General features: G+C 57.9%; 17 protein-coding genes. 15 read left to right on the top strand and 2 right to left on the bottom strand.

Annotated elements, in window-relative coordinates:
• Positions 1-28 precede the first annotated feature (28 nt).
• The 5 genes from RYB09_RS03025 (at position 29) to RYB09_RS03005 (ending at position 4,110) form a co-directional block, all read left to right on the top strand.
• Positions 29-1,192: an MFS transporter gene (locus tag RYB09_RS03025; RefSeq protein ID WP_011168228.1), complete on the top strand. Its 1,164-nt coding sequence runs from the start codon at positions 29-31 to the stop codon at positions 1,190-1,192.
• Complete coding sequence (locus RYB09_RS03020) at positions 1,189-1,803, top strand: methylthioribulose 1-phosphate dehydratase (protein ID WP_058401998.1); 615 nt, start codon at positions 1,189-1,191, stop codon at positions 1,801-1,803. Before RYB09_RS03025 ends, RYB09_RS03020 begins: the two co-directional genes overlap by 4 nt.
• An 82-nt stretch (positions 1,804-1,885) precedes the next feature.
• Positions 1,886-2,431, top strand: a complete 546-nt coding sequence (locus RYB09_RS03015; RefSeq protein ID WP_054076416.1) for a 1,2-dihydroxy-3-keto-5-methylthiopentene dioxygenase — start codon at positions 1,886-1,888, stop codon at positions 2,429-2,431.
• 16 nt (positions 2,432-2,447) lie between these two features.
• Positions 2,448-3,131, top strand: coding sequence for an acireductone synthase (mtnC, locus tag RYB09_RS03010; protein WP_058401999.1), 684 nt, complete (start codon positions 2,448-2,450; stop codon positions 3,129-3,131).
• A gap of 256 nt (positions 3,132-3,387) precedes the next feature.
• Positions 3,388-4,110 carry a response regulator transcription factor gene (locus tag RYB09_RS03005; protein WP_058402000.1) on the top strand — a complete coding sequence of 241 codons (723 nt, stop codon included), beginning with the start codon at positions 3,388-3,390 and terminating at the stop codon, positions 4,108-4,110.
• 110 nt (positions 4,111-4,220) lie between these two features.
• Here RYB09_RS03005 and RYB09_RS03000 read toward each other — a convergent pair whose 3' ends face one another.
• A complete protein-coding gene (locus tag RYB09_RS03000; RefSeq protein WP_002552849.1) occupies positions 4,221-4,499 on the bottom strand; it encodes a DUF3509 domain-containing protein in 279 nt (92 codons plus the stop codon).
• Positions 4,500-4,846: 347 nt separating this feature from the next.
• Between RYB09_RS03000 and RYB09_RS02995 the strand changes: the two genes are divergently transcribed.
• Positions 4,847-5,392, top strand: a complete 546-nt coding sequence (locus RYB09_RS02995) for an ankyrin repeat domain-containing protein (RefSeq protein ID WP_058402001.1) — start codon at positions 4,847-4,849, stop codon at positions 5,390-5,392.
• A gap of 95 nt (positions 5,393-5,487) precedes the next feature.
• Positions 5,488-6,006 carry a hypothetical protein gene (locus RYB09_RS02990; RefSeq protein WP_316887435.1) on the top strand — a complete coding sequence of 173 codons (519 nt, stop codon included), beginning with the start codon at positions 5,488-5,490 and terminating at the stop codon, positions 6,004-6,006.
• Here the strand turns inward: RYB09_RS02990 and RYB09_RS02985 are convergent.
• Positions 6,003-6,929, bottom strand: coding sequence for a ZIP family metal transporter (locus RYB09_RS02985; RefSeq protein WP_004665830.1), 927 nt, complete (start codon positions 6,927-6,929; stop codon positions 6,003-6,005). The genes RYB09_RS02990 and RYB09_RS02985 overlap by 4 nt on opposite strands.
• Before the next feature lie 152 nt (positions 6,930-7,081).
• Here RYB09_RS02985 and RYB09_RS02980 point away from each other — a divergent pair, with 152 nt between their 5' ends.
• The 8 genes from RYB09_RS02980 to RYB09_RS02945 all read left to right on the top strand — a co-directional run bounded on the left by RYB09_RS02980 (position 7,082) and on the right by RYB09_RS02945 (position 15,361).
• Positions 7,082-7,273 carry a PLDc N-terminal domain-containing protein gene (locus tag RYB09_RS02980; protein ID WP_002552853.1) on the top strand — a complete coding sequence of 64 codons (192 nt, stop codon included), beginning with the start codon at positions 7,082-7,084 and terminating at the stop codon, positions 7,271-7,273.
• 189 nt (positions 7,274-7,462) lie between these two features.
• On the top strand, positions 7,463-8,323 hold the full coding sequence (gene speE, locus RYB09_RS02975) for a polyamine aminopropyltransferase (protein WP_058402003.1): 861 nt from the start codon (positions 7,463-7,465) through the stop codon (positions 8,321-8,323).
• A 262-nt stretch (positions 8,324-8,585) separates the two neighbouring features.
• Positions 8,586-10,673 carry an LTA synthase family protein gene (locus RYB09_RS02970; RefSeq protein WP_058402004.1) on the top strand — a complete coding sequence of 696 codons (2,088 nt, stop codon included), beginning with the start codon at positions 8,586-8,588 and terminating at the stop codon, positions 10,671-10,673.
• A gap of 192 nt (positions 10,674-10,865) precedes the next feature.
• Complete coding sequence (locus RYB09_RS02965; protein ID WP_010197145.1) at positions 10,866-11,102, top strand: hypothetical protein; 237 nt, start codon at positions 10,866-10,868, stop codon at positions 11,100-11,102.
• 247 nt (positions 11,103-11,349) lie between these two features.
• Positions 11,350-11,691 carry a ribonuclease E inhibitor RraB gene (locus tag RYB09_RS02960; RefSeq protein ID WP_058409741.1) on the top strand — a complete coding sequence of 114 codons (342 nt, stop codon included), beginning with the start codon at positions 11,350-11,352 and terminating at the stop codon, positions 11,689-11,691.
• A gap of 461 nt (positions 11,692-12,152) precedes the next feature.
• On the top strand, positions 12,153-13,562 hold the full coding sequence (locus RYB09_RS02955) for a circularly permuted type 2 ATP-grasp protein (protein WP_002552858.1): 1,410 nt from the start codon (positions 12,153-12,155) through the stop codon (positions 13,560-13,562).
• A 12-nt stretch (positions 13,563-13,574) separates the two neighbouring features.
• Positions 13,575-14,534 (top strand): alpha-E domain-containing protein, encoded by a 960-nt coding sequence (locus RYB09_RS02950; RefSeq protein WP_003378609.1) that lies wholly within the window; start codon positions 13,575-13,577, stop codon positions 14,532-14,534.
• Positions 14,531-15,361, top strand: coding sequence for a transglutaminase domain-containing protein (locus RYB09_RS02945; protein WP_002552860.1), 831 nt, complete (start codon positions 14,531-14,533; stop codon positions 15,359-15,361). Before RYB09_RS02950 ends, RYB09_RS02945 begins: the two co-directional genes overlap by 4 nt.
• Positions 15,362-15,416 lie beyond the last annotated feature (55 nt).

The raw sequence follows: 15,416 nt of genomic DNA, 5'->3' as shown, positions 1-15,416 counted from the left end.
CACACTGTCACGGTCGCGGACTGCTAGCGTGACGCAAACATCCGGCGGACAGCTTCCTTACTGGCGGCTGTCCGGCTTTTACGTGTGCTATTTCGCCTTGCTCGGCCTGTCTGCGCCGTTCATGGCCCTCTATCTTCATCACCTGGGTTTTTCCAGCTCACGCATAGGCGAACTGATCGCCATCCCCATGCTGATGCGCTGCGTTGCGCCCAATCTCTGGGGGTGGCTGGGTGATCACACCGGTTGGCGTCTGACCATTGTGCGTTCTGGCGCCATCTGCACGTTGTTGGCGTTTTCGCTGATTCTGGTCGAAAAAAGCTATGCCTGGCTGGCGATGGTCATGGCGCTCTATGCATTCTTCTGGCACGCCGTCCTTCCGCAGTTCGAAGTCATCACCCTCGCGCACCTGCAAGGCCAGACCTCGCGCTACAGCCAGATCCGCCTGTGGGGCTCGATCGGTTTCATTCTGGCGGTCGTGGTGCTGGGACGGGTGTTCGAATGGTTCAGTCTGGATCTGTTTCCTTACATCGCGCTGGCGATCATGGCCGGTATCGTTGTCAGCAGCTGGTGGGTGCCGAATGCGCATCCCTCGCCGTCGAGCCGTGAAACCGTGTCGGGCGGCTTTCTCAGGCAGCTGGCGCGTCCCGGTGTCTTGGCGTTCTACCTCAGTGTCGCGCTGATGGTGCTCAGCCATGGGCCGTATTACACCTTTTTGACCCTGCACCTCGAAGCGCTCGGTTACAGCCGTGGCCTGATCGGCCTGCTATGGGCGGTCGGCGTGGTGGCTGAAGTGCTGATGTTCATGGTCATGAGCCGGATTCTGCAGCGTTTCTCCGTGCGCCAGGTACTGTTCGTCAGCTTTCTGCTGGCCGCATTGCGCTGGCTGCTGCTGGGGCTGTTTGCCGATTACCTGACCGCGCTGCTGATTGCCCAGGTGATGCACGCCGCCACGTTCGGCAGCTTTCACGCCGCTGCCATTCATTTCGTGCAAAGTAGCTTTGGCCCGCGTCAGCAAGGACAGGGGCAGGCGCTGTATGCCGCACTGTCAGGCGTGGGTGGCGCGTTGGGTGCTCTGTATTCCGGTTACAGCTGGAACGCTCTGGGGCCAGCCTGGACGTTTGCCATTGCCAGCCTTGTCGCCTTTGCCGCAGCCATCATGATTATCACACCCAAGAAAGAGGAAGGTGTATGAGCCGCGAACAACTTAGCGTGGAAATAATCGAGGCCGGACGCTTCCTGTATGGCCGCGGCTGGTCGCCTGCCACCAGCAGCAATTACTCCGCGCGTCTTTCAGCCACCGAGGCGCTGCTGACCGTATCCGGCAAGCACAAGGGCCAGTTGGGTCCTGACGATGTGCTGGCTACCGATATGGCAGGCAACAGCCTGGAGCCCGGCAAAAAACCGTCTGCCGAAACCTTGCTGCATACCCAGTTGTACAGCAGCAGGCCGCAGGTCGGCGCCGTGCTGCACACCCACTCGGTGAATGCGACGGTGCTGTCCAGGCTGACTGCCGCAGATCATCTGGTGTTCGAGGATTACGAGCTGCAGAAGGCCTTTAATGGCGTGGTCACTCATCAGTCGCAGGTCGTGGTGCCGATTTTCGACAACGATCAGGATATTGCCCGTCTTGCCGCAAAAGTGCAGCCTTGGCTGGACGCTCATCCCGAGTGCGCTGGCTACCTGATCCGCGGTCACGGTCTCTACACCTGGGGGGCGAAAATGAGCGACGCCTTGCGCCAGATCGAAGCGTTCGAGTTTCTGTTCGAATGCGAGCTTAAAATGCGCGCGGTATTGAACCGTTGAAAACGTCGTATTAAAACCAGCCTGTAAGCCTGACCTGCCTGTAAAAGCCGGAAGGTGGTGCCCCAAACCGAGGATTCATGCCATGAGCAGCCTGTCCGTTTATCACGTTTCAAGCCCTGACACGCCCAACAAGGTGCTGACCCATCTGGAAGATATTGCTTCGACGCTGGCCGAGCACGGCGTGGCGTTCGACCGCTGGGAAGCGGCAGCGCCGATTACCCCCGGTGCCAGCCAGGAAGAAGTGATCAGCGCCTATCGTACCCAGATCGACAAGCTGATGACCGAGCATGGTTATGTCACCGTAGACGTCATCAGCCTCAACAGTGACCACCCGCAGAAAGCCGAATTGCGCGCCAAATTTCTTGAAGAGCATCGGCATGGTGAGGACGAAGTGCGCTTTTTCGTCGCCGGACGCGGCTTGTTCACATTGCACATCGACGACTATGTGTACGCCGTGCTGTGTGAAAAGAACGATCTGATTTCCGTACCGGCCGGCACCCGGCACTGGTTCGATATGGGCGAAAACCCGCATTTCGTTGCCATCCGCCTGTTCAACAATCCGGAAGGCTGGGTGGCGAATTTTACCGGTGAAGACATTGCTGGCCGTTTTCCACGGCTGGAAGACTGACAGGAGCCCGATTCTGATGCCCATCAAAGCTATCCTCACGGATATTGAAGGCACCACCAGCGCAGTGAGTTTCGTTTTCGACGTGCTGTTTCCGTTTGCCAAAAAGCACCTGCCCGGGTTCGTTCGGCAAAACGCCGGACAACCGGCAGTGGCGTCGCAGCTGCAAGCAGTACGCACCGAGGCCGGCGAGCCTGATGCCGATGTCGAGCGGGTTATTGCGATACTGCTGGAATGGATTGCCGAAGACCGTAAGGCCACGCCGCTCAAGGCGTTGCAGGGCATGGTCTGGGAGCAGGGCTATAACGCCGGACAGCTCAAGGGCCATGTTTATCCGGATGCTGTCGATGCCTTGAAACACTGGCATCAACAGGGCTACAGGCTTTACGTTTATTCCTCGGGCTCAATTCAGGCTCAGCAATTGATTTTCGGCTGTTCCGAGGCGGGCGATCTGTCCGGTCTGTTCAGTGGTTACTTCGATACGACGTCCGGCCCCAAGCGCGAAGCGCAGTCCTACCGGACGATTGCGCAGGCAATCGAGTGTCCTGCCGAGGACATTCTGTTCCTCTCGGATATCGTCGAAGAGCTCGACGCAGCGAAGGCCGCTGGCATGATCACCTGCGGTCTGGCGCGTGACGGCGGGGTGCTTGCGGGTCACAAACATGTGGGCAGTTTCGCGCTCATCGACCCTGCTTCTTTCTAAACGAAGTCAGCCTGTCGTGCGCGGCATTGTCCTGATGCCGCGGTATGAAAATCTGCCCGCCGCAAGGCTTGCACGCTATTTTCTGTAAGGAGCGTCCTGCTTTTGAGTGGGACGTTGCCTACCTGAAAGTGCGTTGAGTCTGTTTGTTCTGCTCGTCATTCTTCAACGCGATTATTCGTGTAAGTTCTGCGCCCATCGTCCCCTGAGTCACGGACAACACCTGTACCGATTCACGGGCGCATAAGGAGCGGCAGCGATGTGCAGTGCCATTACAGAAAGCGCAAGCAGGGACTTATTGATACAGCAGATGGTGAGCACGATCAGCGAACTCGATGGCCAGACCGCTATCGAGAATGCCCTCGAATGGCTAAGGCGCGAATGCAACAGTGAGCGGGCGATGTTCTATCAGTTCAAGGGCCCGGTGCTGCTGACGTTCATTACCTGCAATATCGATGATGCCTGGGGTCAGGCTTACCGCCAGCGCGGGTTGATCACCCAGGACCCGGTCATCCGTTGTTATCGCAACCAGCTGGGGTTTGTGAACTGGCAGGATGCATTCAGACAATATCCGGTGTCAGCGTGCTACGAAGAAATCGTCGATACGTGCGAACTGCTTCCGGCCATTTCCTACGGCTACACGAACCATTGTCGTGGTGCCGACAGCGTGACGTCGGTTTGTACGCTGGGTGAAGTAGGGCGAGCGATCTCCGCTGAACAAAAATACCTCATGAGCAGTCTCATGCCGGTGCTGCACAGTGTTGCGCGGGGTTTGAAGTTCTGTTCTCGCGGTTTGACCCATCGGGAGCTGGAGGTACTGCAGTGGGCCAGGGATGGAAAAACTGCCTGGGAGATCTCAATGATCCGCGACGTGTCGGAGTCGACGGTGAAGTATCACCTCAAGACCATCTATTCCAAGCTGGGTGTCGCCAATAGGGCGCAGGCGGTAGGCGAAGCGCTGTGCCGGGGGCTTATCAGGTAATAGACACCTGAAAACGCGGGCAAAAAAAGCCGCGAGAACAAAGTGTAATCGCGGCAAACAAGGGATGAGAGAGCGTACAGCGGGTGCCACCTGTCAAGGCGGCGGGAAAATCAACGAGTGTGGTAAGTCGGCAGGTCAAAGCGATGCTGACTTTGCAGCATCGAAATAGCTGGCAACTCGCTGGCTTGTGCAGCCAGGTCGCGGCGGATAGCGCTGATTACCCATTCCAGCTGGACCGGAGTGTGCAACTGAGCATAAGACACGGAGCGACGGATCTGCTTGCCATCGTGAGTACGCAGTGACAACAGGACACCACCATCAGGACGTGGCTGGGTGGTAACGGTGTAGTCGGAGAATACGGAAGCGAATTTTTCTTGAATAAAGGTCATGTCAGGCGGCTCCATTGCTCATGGGATAATAAGCTTGGAAGTACTATTGCAGTGTCTGTGCCAGTCTTTGCACTTGAATTAAATCCTTTAAAATCAACGACTTGAAATATTCTCTATTTTAAGGCTTCGTGCATTTTGCATGAACACCCTTCGTGCGCCCTGCATTTTGCCGTTTCCTGCACGATGGGTATCGGGCAGAAGAGGGATTGCATGGATTGCGGTGATCAGGAGCAGGCATTGCGCATCCGCATCGATGCTGATCGAACAGCTGGCGAGACTTGAGGTCAGTGTGTGTATCGACGCCGGGTCAACGCATGCCCGGAGTACCGTGCGCCAAGGAGTAGTTAATGACCGATACAGATATCAGCGCCTCGAAAACCATGACTGAAGACGAAGCCGCCGAGTTCGCCGAGCAGGTATTCGATGTGGCTCGCCAGGGAAATGCAGTCATGCTGGAGCGTCTGCTTGAAAAAGGCCTGCCCGCAGACCTGCGCAACCACAAGGGCGATACGCTGCTGATGCTGGCCAGCTACCACTGCCATGCGGATGCGGTCCGTGTGCTGCTGAACCACAAGGCTGACCCTGAAATTCGTAACGATAATGGCCAGAGCCCCATCGCTGGCGCAGCGTTCAAGGGTGATCTGGCGGTGGTCAGGTTGCTGGTCGAGGCGGGTGCCGATATAGACGGTGCTTCTGCCGATGGCCGTACCGCATTGATGATGGCGGCGATGTTCAATCGCAACGAAATAGTCGATTACCTGATCAGTCAGGGCGCGGACCCGCATGCCACTGATGCCAAGGGCATCACCGCACTGGGCGCCGCTCAGGCAATGGGCGCGACCATCACCATTGATCAACTGATCAAACTGGGCGTACAGCCGGCCCGGTCCTGATGCCGAGTGCTTTCAGGGCATGAACACATAGAGGCGCGATGGATTTACCGTTATCCTTCGCGCCTCTTTTTTTGCCCGCTATCAGGATCGCTCCCATGAAAGACTCACTGGTCGAATTAATCAGCAAAGTCAGCTCTGGCTGCATGGGCGATGATGAAATCGTGCGTATTGCCGATGAAGCCGCGCAGGCGTATGCCGACCCGCAGGCGTTTCTGGCCGCCAACCCTGATATCAACTACGACGACACCTTTCCGATTCCGCTGGGCGAATGGGTGGTGGTGGGCAGTCTGCCGGAAACCGTGCTGTTCCAGGCCGACAGCTATATGGACCTGTTCGAGCAGATCGTGCAGTCATTCGGCAAGGACGTCACGTTCAATATCAAGCCGAAACAACTGGACAAGGTCGAACCACTGGTAGCGCTCAACCGGATTCAGATTCAATTGAGCAGCATGAACAAGGACATGGGCGGCTATGTGCTGATGAACTTCAGCCAGCCGCTGGATGACGAACTGCAAGCGGTGCTGGTGTATGGCCGTGACGAGGAGCGGGTGCTTGAACTGGCAGCGTTGGCCGGCATCCATGCCGCACCCGCGCTAAAGGCATTGCGCGGTTAACCCAGCGCCGTATCGAGAAACATCATTACCGCGAAGCCGCCCATCAGACCGAGCGTTGCCGAGGTCTGATGGCCGTTGCGGTGGGTTTCCGGGATGACTTCATGGGACACCACGAAGATCATCGCACCTGCCGCCAGCCCCATGCTCAGCGGGTAGGCGATGGCAAACCCGCTGGAAATACCCAGGCCCACCAGCGCGCCCAGCGGCTCCATGAGTCCGGAACCGATGGCCACTAGCATCGCCTTGAAGGCTGACAGGCCGGTTGCGCGCAGGGCCAGCGCAATGGCCAGGCCCTCAGGGATGTCCTGAATGGCGATGGCAGTGGTCAACGGCAGGCCGACGTTCATGTCGCCGCTGGCGAAGCTCACGCCTATCGCCATGCCCTCAGGCAGGTTATGCAGGGTAATCGCCAGGACAAACAGCCAGACCCGGCTGATTCGCTCTGAATGAGGGCCCTGACGGCCCACGCTTTCATGCTCGTGCGGGGTGAACTTGTCCAGCCCAAGCATCAACAGCACACCCAGGCCCAGACCGGTCACTACCGTCGCAGCTGCCCAGGGGCCGCTGTCGGTTATGCCCCGGGCGGCCTCCAGCCCTGGCAGTATCAGCGAGAACGAGCTGGCAGCCAGCATCATGCCAGCGGCAAAACCGAGCATGATGTCCTGAGCGCGTTGCGAAACGTTGCGCAGGGCGACCGCCATGACTGCACCCAGCGCCGTCGCCAGGAAGCCGGCCGTGCCGCCCAGCAATGCATGATTGAAGTTGACCTGGCTGGTGCCATAGAAGGCATTGTAAAGACTGATGCCGCCGAGGCCGACGACGATAAGTAGAGCAAGGGCGAAACCCAGGCTCACCAGCGGGCTGCCCTGAAGATGGTTGAACCATGTCGCCCAGGGCGTTCGGGGTTGTGCGGGCGTTGGCATGAAGAAGGCTACCTGTATAAGTGTTGAACGCGATAATGAATGAAAGCAAAGTCGACCCCCGTTGGGAGCCCGAGAATATAAGGTTGGTTCAACGGAACCCCCGAACGGCGCAACTATCCTAGGAAGGTAAGCATTCAATTAGGGGCAACACCATGGGTTCTAGCTTCAACGGCCTGGTCGGCTTGATCATTCTGGCGCTCGATATCTGGGCCATCATCAATGTCTTGAAAAGCGGCGCCGAGACCGGCAAGAAAATTCTCTGGGTATTGTTGATCGTGCTGTTGCCTGTTGTGGGCCTGATCATCTGGGCAATCCTCGGACCGCGCGGCAACGTGCGAATCTGACACGCCGGCAGGTTGGTAGCGAACGCTTGATTGCCTTGGGTAATCAGGCGTTTTTCGTTCATGGGCCAAGGCATTTGCAAGCAAGACGCTGCACAGAGGTTCGACCTGTCATGTTCCTCGACGTAGAATACGCGCCTTTGTTGTGGGCGGTCGGCCGTCCTGTCATCAGTACCCAGCGGGAGCTTACCCATGAGCGATTATCAGGAAACGTTATACGAAGGCTACGGCCAGCGCTTTCGTATGGAAAAAATGCTTCACGAAGTGCGTACCGAGCACCAGCATCTGGTGATCTTCCAGAATCCGCGCATGGGCCGCGTCATGGCTCTGGACGGCGTCATCCAGACCACCGAGGCGGATGAGTTCATCTATCACGAAATGCTCACTCACGTGCCGATTCTGGCTCACGGCGCAGCCAAGCGTGTACTGATCATCGGCGGCGGCGATGGCGGCATGCTGCGTGAAGTGGCCAAGCACCTGACGGTGGAACATATCACCATGGTCGAGATCGATGCGACCGTGGTCGAGATGTGCAAGGAGTTCCTGCCTAATCACTCCAGTGGCGCTTTTGACGATTCGCGCTTGAATCTGGTCATCGACGACGGCATGCGCTTTGTCGCGACCACCGAAGAGAAATTCGACGTGATCATCTCTGACTCCACCGATCCGATCGGTCCGGGTGAAGTGCTGTTTTCGGAGAACTTTTATCAGGCCTGCCATCGCTGCCTGAACGAAGGCGGCATTCTGGTTACCCAGAACGGCACGCCTTTCATGCAGTTGAGCGGTGTACAGACCACGGCCGGGCGTATGAACGGTCTGTTTGCCGACTGGCATTTCTATCACGCAGCCATCCCGACCTACATCGGCGGTGCAATGACCTTTGCCTGGGGCTCGACCGACAAGAGCTATCGCAAACTGCCGCTGGAAACCCTGCGTCAGCGTTTCTCGGGCAGCGGTATTGTTACGCGTTATTACAATCCAGAAGTCCACATTGGTGCGTTCGCCTTGCCGCAGTACGTTCTGCAGGCTGTGGGCAAGGCCAGCAACGACTGATCAATCGATCTGACGTTCACCGGCCGGGTCGCCCTGAACGCCGCCTGAGAGGCGTTCAAGCGCGCAACTGGCGACAGAAATTTCACACTTTTTGTCCCAGAATTGCGCGCGAAGCTGAACAGGCACGCTTATTCATGGGCCGCCCCGGCCCCTGGCGACCTGCAATCAAGTAATATCTGCGCCCTGTCGTACGCCGCCCGCCCTCGGGGAGGGCGGTGCTGCACCCTGAACCTACCCCTGAATCCACCGGATCCTGACAACCATGGCTAAAACGGACGCCCAGATTCATCGGCAAGCCCGCCTGCTAAACCCGACTGTCAAATCGCATCTGGCTTACATCCTGCTCAGCGGTTTCGCTTTGATGGTGATGTACACGCTGCTGCGTATCGGTCTGCTGGTCTACAACCGCGAGATGATTGGCGACACGCCAGCCTCGACATTCCTTGAAGCACTCTTCAACGGCACGCGTTTCGACCTGCGCCTGACCATGTATCTGCTCATTCCGTTGGTGCTGTCGCTGTTCAGCGCCCGGGCCATGGCGGCACGCGGGTTCTTCCGGTTCTGGCTGACCTTGGTCGGCAGCATCACGCTGTTCTTCGGCTTGATGGAAATGGACTTCTACCGCGAGTTTCACCAGCGCCTGAACGGCCTGGTGTTTCAATACGTCAAGGAAGACCCAAAGACTGTCCTGAGCATGCTCTGGTACGGTTTTCCGGTGGTTCGCTACCTGCTCGCCTGGGCAATCGTGACCTGGCTGTTGAGCCTGGTGTTCAAGGGCATCGACCGCCTGACGCGGCCACGCCTCGTAACGATGAAGGGCACCCAGACGGTCAGCACAGTTGCACCGTGGTACATGCGCGTTGGCGTTTTCGTGCTGGTATTGCTGGTTATGGTGGTGTGCATCCGTGGCACCCTGCGCCAGGGCCCGCCGCTGCGTTGGGGTGACGCTTACACCACCGATTCCAACTTCGCCAATCAGCTGGGCCTGAACGGCACACTGACCCTGATTACGGCGGCCAAGAGCCGTATGTCCGAAGATCGCGACAACATCTGGAAAGCCACGCTGCCACAGGCCGAAGCGCAACAGACTGTGCGCGACATGCTGCTGACCTCGCATGACAAGCTGGTCGAACCGGATATTGCGGCTGTGCGTCGTGACTTCACGCCACCGGCAGAGAACACCTTGCCGATCCGCAACGTGGTCGTGATCCTGATGGAAAGCTTCGCCGGTCACTCGGTAGGGGCACTGGGCAACGATGCCAACATCACGCCGTACTTTGACAAGCTGTCCAAGGAAGGCCTGCTGTTCGATCACTTTTTCTCCAACGGTACCCACACCCATCAGGGCATGTTCGCCACCATGGCGTGCTTCCCGAACCTGCCGGGCTTTGAGTACCTGATGCAGACGCCAGAGGGCAGCCATAAGCTGTCGGGCCTTCCGCAATTGCTGAGCGCGGGTCGCAACTACGATGACGTCTATGTCTATAACGGCAACTTCGCCTGGGACAACCAGTCGGGTTTCTTCAGCAACCAGGGCATGACCAATTTTGTCGGTCGCGAGGACTTCGTCAATCCGGTGTTCTCCGATCCGACCTGGGGCGTTTCCGACCAGGACATGTTCGACCGTGGCGCCCAGGAGCTCAAAGCTCGTCAGGACGGCAAGCCGTTCTATGCGCTGTTGCAGACCCTGTCCAACCACACGCCGTATGCGTTGCCGGACCCGCTGCCGGTCGAGCGCGTGACCGGGCACGGCTCGCTGGATGAGCATTTGACCGCCATGCGTTATGCCGACTGGGCGCTGGGTCAGTTCTTCGAGAAGGCCAAAAAAGAGCCTTACTACAAGAACACCCTGTTCGTGGTGCTGGGCGACCACGGTTTCGGCAATGACAAGCAGTTGACTGAAATGGACCTGGGGCGTTTCAACGTGCCATTGCTGCTCATCGGGCCTGGGGTACAAGAGAAATTCGGCCAGCGCAGCAGCATTGTCGGCACACAGGTTGACGTCGTGCCAACCATCATGGGTCGTCTGGGTGGCCTGAACCGCAACCAGTGCTGGGGCCGCGATCTGCTGAACCTGCCGGAAGGCGACAAGGGTTTTGGCGTGATCAAGCCGTCGGGCAGTGAGCAGGTGGTCGCGATCATCAGCGGCAACCGCATTCTGATCGAGCCGACAGAAATGCCGGCCAAGCTGTTGACCTACACGCTGGGTGCCAAGCCGTCTGCCGAAGAAGTGCCTGATGCACCTGACACTCAGGAGCTCAAGCGCAAGCTGGAAAGCTTCCTGCAGACCGCCACCAAGAGCCTTCTGGACAACACGGCCGGTGTCGAGGCCAGCAAGAACCGTAACTGACCATGACTGACTTGTCCGGATAACCGGCAAGTCGGATCAGCAGCACACAAAAGGCCCTCGGCATCCATTGCGAGGGCCTTTTGTGTTGCCCGTCATCGCGGGCTGTCCGGCTTAATTCGTTGGAACGAATGCGTGGGCCAAAAGGTCCTTATCACATAAGCCAGAGTGCCTGGCTTCGTTCTGGAGGCATTGATGAAAAAGTGGGTCATTTCGTATCTGGACAAGGACGGCATGCAGCAGCACCTCGAGGCCGATTTTGAACAGCATCCCAGTGACGAGCAAGTTGCACGTCTCCTGCGCAAGGACCTGTATCCAGTCACCGATGAGCTGGATCTCAATGATCTTGACGGGCGCACCGACGAGCCTACGGTGAAAACGCTCAAAGACCATAACAGTGTGCGGATCATTTCCATTACAGAAGTTGCCTGACCTGCGGTGATTCAAAAAGCTTTTCGTGGCAACCACTTGGCATTCGACCCACGATGGGTCTACTCTGCAGACGAGGCTGTTCAAACGGCCTCTGACATCTCGATACCGACCTGTGCCAAGCCTGGTCTGGTCAGCTACATGCTTGATTCCCCACGCCGGATTATCTGTCGTGCGGCGGCCCCCGATGATTCGGCGGTCGCTCTGGAAGAGTTGAAACTCTATCTATCGTTGCATAGGAGGACGTTTCATGAGCACAGCCTATCAAGAGGACATCAGCAGTAACGTACTGCGCCGCATGAAAGAAGGCGGTTTTGATTTCGCGCGAATCTATCCCATCGAGTTTTACGCCATCTTCCCGGACGAGGAGCGGGCACGGCAGGCCGCAGAGCAATTTCGCGGCGAATCCCTCAATACTCAGGTAAACGTACGTGATGACGGTAACTGGCACTTGCAATTGAGCAAAGTGATGTATGCCACTTATGACGGTATCGGTGATTTCGAGCAGGACTTTCAGATGGTGATTTCACCCATGGGCGGTGAGGTTGAAGGTTGGGGTGTCACTCAGGAGATCAGAAGACTGCACGCTTGATGGCTTTTGTTTGTCAGGCAACACATTACCGGCTGATTCGGGATACGTTCTGGATCGGCCGGTTCTGTTTTTGCTTCGCGCTCATAAACAGTGGTCAAAAAAAAGCCACTCAAACGAGTGGCTCAAAGGGAAGTCTGTTTAAAATCCGCATGCGTTCTTCGCCTGCTGGAGAAAATAACGGTTAGCGCAAAAACGGGGTTTGGTGCCCTGTTTGCTCGGTTGCTGTGGAGTGTGGCGAACTAATGTTGTTGGCGGAAATCAACTCTGACTATGCTGATCATAGATTTCACGGTTGAATGACGCTTCCGAATGAGGCGCGAAAGAATTGGCTTGGGCGTTTAGTGCACAGGAATGGTGCGTAGAACGTCGAGTTTTTACCTAACCTTTTGAAATCAAAGCGTTTATGCCGGTGGCACGGGCTTTGCGATGGTCTTGGTGTCCATGGTGACAAGGAGTACGGCATGATCCGCACCTTTTATGACGAGATGTACGATGCGGGCGGCGTAGTCCGTCCGCACTATCGGGAGTTCGCCCGCTGGCTGGGTGATACGCCTCCCGAGCTTTTGGCTCAACGCAGGCGCGAAGCCGATCTGCTGTTTCACCGTGCCGGGATCACGTTCACACTCTATGGTGATGAGCAGGGCACCGAGCGGCTTATCCCCTTCGATACCATCCCGCGCAGCATTCCCGCCAGCGAATGGCGTGTTGTCGAGCGTGGCTGTATCCAGCGCGTCAAGGCGCTGAACATGTTTCTGGCGGATCTTTATCACGACCAGCGGATTATCAAGGCCGGAATCATTCCTGCCGAACAGGTGCTGGCCAACGAGCAATATCAGTTGGCGATGCAGGGCCTGAACCTGCACCGCGATTTGTATTCGCACATTTCCGGCGTCGATCTGGTGCGCGACGGTGATGGCACGTATTACGTGCTGGAGGACAACCTGCGAACCCCGAGCGGCGTGAGCTACATGCTCGAAGACCGCAAGATGATGATGCGTTTGTTCCCCGAGCTGTTCTCGGCCCAGCGCATTGCACCGATCGATCACTATCCGAATCTGTTGCTCGACACGCTCAAGAGTTCCAGCCATCTGGACAACCCGAGTGTCGTGGTGCTGACGCCCGGGCGTTTCAACAGCGCCTTTTTCGAGCATGCGTTTCTGGCTCGCGAGATGGGGGTCGAGCTGGTTGAAGGTGCCGATCTGTTTGTCCGCGACGACCGCGTGTTCATGCGTACCACCGACGGTCCCAAGGCTGTCGATGTTATCTACCGTCGGCTTGACGATGCATTCCTTGATCCGCTGGCGTTCAACCCTGATTCCATGCTGGGCGTTCCCGGACTTCTGGCCGCGTATCGCTCCGGCAATGTGGTTCTGGCCAATGCCATTGGTACCGGCGTTGCCGATGACAAGTCGGTTTACCCCTACGTCACCGACATGATTCGTTTCTATCTGGACGAAGAGCCAATTCTCAAGAACGTACCGACCTGGCAGTGCCGCAAGCCGGAAGAGCTGTCACATGTGCTGGCTAACCTCGGCGACCTGGTCGTCAAGGAAACCCAGGGTTCCGGGGGCTACGGCATGCTGGTCGGCCCTGCAGCGACCGCCGCCGAGATAGAAGCCTTCCGGGCGCGTCTCAAGGCCAAGCCACACGCGTACATCGCCCAACCCACCTTGTGCCTGTCGACCTGTCCGACCTTTGTCGAAAATGGCATAGCCCCGCGACATATCGATCTGCGCCCCTTTGTTCTGTCCGGTCGCGAAACCCGCGTCGTACCTGGCGGGCTTACCCGAGTGGCCTTGCGTGAAGGCTCACTGGTGGTCAATTCGTCACAGGGTGGCGGAACCAAAGACACCTGGGTGGTCGAGGATTAAGGATGCCTGCCAATGTTAAGTAGAACTGCCTCTGATCTTTTCTGGATGTCGCGTTACCTGGAGCGAGCGGAGAACCTCGCCCGAATGCTGGACGTGAGCTATTCACTGTCGTTGATGCCGCAGGACGGGCGGGGCGACGGGCTGGATGAAATAGCCATGCCGTTGCTGATTACCGGAACGCTGGAAACCTACATCGAGCGTCATGGTGAACTGCATGCCGAGCGCATGCTGCATTTCTTTGCGCTGGACGCGACCAACCCGGCCAGCATCTATAGCTGCCTGGGTGCCGCAAGGGCCAGCGCGCATGCCGTGCGCGGGCGTATCACTGCCGACATGTGGGAGAACATCAACTCCACCTGGCTGGAAATTCGCGGCATTGCTCAACAGGGCCTGACCCGTTACGGCATGAGTCGCTTTTGCGAGTGGGTCAAGGAGCGTTCGCACCTGTTCCGTGGTGCGACCTACGGCACCATCATGCGTAACGATGCGTTCCGTTTCATTCGTCTGGGCACGTTCATCGAGCGCGCTGACAACACCATGCGCATGCTCGATGCCCGCTATGAGATGCTCGAACTGCGCGGGCCACAGGCCAATGCCGCGGCGGACAACTCGGCTGCCGGGTACTACCAGTGGAGCGCCTTGTTGCGCGCACTGTCCTCGTTCGAGGCTTACACTGAAGTCTATCGGGATGCGCCAGGTGCGCGTCAGGTTGCCGAACTGTTGCTGCTGCGTGCCGACATTCCTCGCTCGTTGCGCGCCTGTCTGGAAGAGATGGACGTCATTCTGGCCAGTCTGCCCGGCGTCAATGGCCGACCTGCGCAGCGCATGGCCGCCGAGATGGACGCAAGATTGCGCTACACCAGTATCGACGAGATTCTGGACGAGGGCCTGCATGAGTGGTTGAACGAATTCATTCCAATGCTGGCCCAACTGGGTGATGCCATCCACACTTCGTACCTGGAGGCTGCATGAGACTTTCCATAAGCCATGAGACCACCTATCACTACGATGATCAGGTGCGTTCAAGTATCCAGTATCTGCGCCTGACGCCTCACGACAGTGAGCGCCAGCAGGTGCTCAGCTGGCAATTGACGTTGCCGCGCCCGGTGCGCGCGCAGATTGATCCTTTCGGCAATATCCTGCATGTCCTGAGCCTGGAAGAGCCGCACGAGGCGATCATCATCGGCGCGCGCGGGCAGGTGGAAATCGACGAAACCCGCGAAGCCGAGCACGAAAGCCAGTCGGCGTTGCCGTTTTTGCGCGTTACCCGGCTGACCGAGCCTGACGAAGCGATTCGCAGTTTCGCGGCCAGGGAGTGTCGCAAGCGCGCTGACCGCAGCGCATTGATCGACCTGATGCAGGCGCTCAACCAGCACATGACCTACACGCAGGGGGCGACCGAAGTCGACACCAGTGCCGCTCAAGCCTTCGCCGGACGCTCGGGAGTCTGTCAGGACCATACCCACGCCTTCCTGGCCTGCGCCCGCAGTCTTGGGGTTCCGGCGCGTTATGTGTCCGGTTATCTGTGCAGCGAAGACAGCGAACATTTGTCCAGTCACGCCTGGGCCGAAGCCTGGATAGACGACGCCTGGTACAGCTTCGATGTCACTAACCAGCTGGCCATTCCCGAACGTCATTTGAAGCTGGCGGTAGGGCTGGACTATCTGGATGCTTGTCCGGTGCGCGGCATGCGCCGGGGTGGCGGGTCTGAACAGATGCACGCCAAGGTCGTGGTTTCGCCCATGACCGGTACGCCAAAAGTGAAAACCCGAGTGCAGGTCCAGGCGCAGCATCAGTAGCGCGTAAGCACTGATCTGCGCGTCACTGAAATGGCCGGAATTGAATCTCCGGTCA

The sequence above is a fragment of the Pseudomonas syringae group sp. J254-4 genome (assembly GCF_032586855.1).
Lineage (GTDB): Bacteria > Pseudomonadota > Gammaproteobacteria > Pseudomonadales > Pseudomonadaceae > Aquipseudomonas > Aquipseudomonas amygdali.
This window is presented reverse-complemented; position numbering and strand designations above follow the sequence as displayed.

What these genes read in the sequence shown, in the direction of transcription:
- RYB09_RS02950 (WP_003378609.1), top strand. Translation starts at nt 13,575, where the DNA reads ATGTTAAGTAGAACTGCCTCTGATCTTTTCTGGATGTCGCGTTACCTG.
- RYB09_RS02965 (WP_010197145.1), top strand. Translation starts at nt 10,866, where the DNA reads ATGAAAAAGTGGGTCATTTCGTATCTGGACAAGGACGGCATGCAGCAG.
- RYB09_RS02960 (WP_058409741.1), top strand. Translation starts at nt 11,350, where the DNA reads ATGAGCACAGCCTATCAAGAGGACATCAGCAGTAACGTACTGCGCCGC.
- RYB09_RS02990 (WP_316887435.1), top strand. Translation starts at nt 5,488, where the DNA reads ATGAAAGACTCACTGGTCGAATTAATCAGCAAAGTCAGCTCTGGCTGC.
- speE (WP_058402003.1), top strand. Translation starts at nt 7,463, where the DNA reads ATGAGCGATTATCAGGAAACGTTATACGAAGGCTACGGCCAGCGCTTT.
- RYB09_RS02955 (WP_002552858.1), top strand. Translation starts at nt 12,153, where the DNA reads ATGATCCGCACCTTTTATGACGAGATGTACGATGCGGGCGGCGTAGTC.
- RYB09_RS02970 (WP_058402004.1), top strand. Translation starts at nt 8,586, where the DNA reads ATGGCTAAAACGGACGCCCAGATTCATCGGCAAGCCCGCCTGCTAAAC.
- RYB09_RS02985 (WP_004665830.1), bottom strand. Translation starts at nt 6,929, where the DNA reads ATGCCAACGCCCGCACAACCCCGAACGCCCTGGGCGACATGGTTCAAC.
- RYB09_RS02980 (WP_002552853.1), top strand. Translation starts at nt 7,082, where the DNA reads ATGGGTTCTAGCTTCAACGGCCTGGTCGGCTTGATCATTCTGGCGCTC.
- RYB09_RS03020 (WP_058401998.1), top strand. Translation starts at nt 1,189, where the DNA reads ATGAGCCGCGAACAACTTAGCGTGGAAATAATCGAGGCCGGACGCTTC.
- mtnC (WP_058401999.1), top strand. Translation starts at nt 2,448, where the DNA reads ATGCCCATCAAAGCTATCCTCACGGATATTGAAGGCACCACCAGCGCA.
- RYB09_RS03015 (WP_054076416.1), top strand. Translation starts at nt 1,886, where the DNA reads ATGAGCAGCCTGTCCGTTTATCACGTTTCAAGCCCTGACACGCCCAAC.
- RYB09_RS02945 (WP_002552860.1), top strand. Translation starts at nt 14,531, where the DNA reads ATGAGACTTTCCATAAGCCATGAGACCACCTATCACTACGATGATCAG.
- RYB09_RS03005 (WP_058402000.1), top strand. Translation starts at nt 3,388, where the DNA reads ATGTGCAGTGCCATTACAGAAAGCGCAAGCAGGGACTTATTGATACAG.
- RYB09_RS02995 (WP_058402001.1), top strand. Translation starts at nt 4,847, where the DNA reads ATGACCGATACAGATATCAGCGCCTCGAAAACCATGACTGAAGACGAA.
- RYB09_RS03000 (WP_002552849.1), bottom strand. Translation starts at nt 4,499, where the DNA reads ATGACCTTTATTCAAGAAAAATTCGCTTCCGTATTCTCCGACTACACC.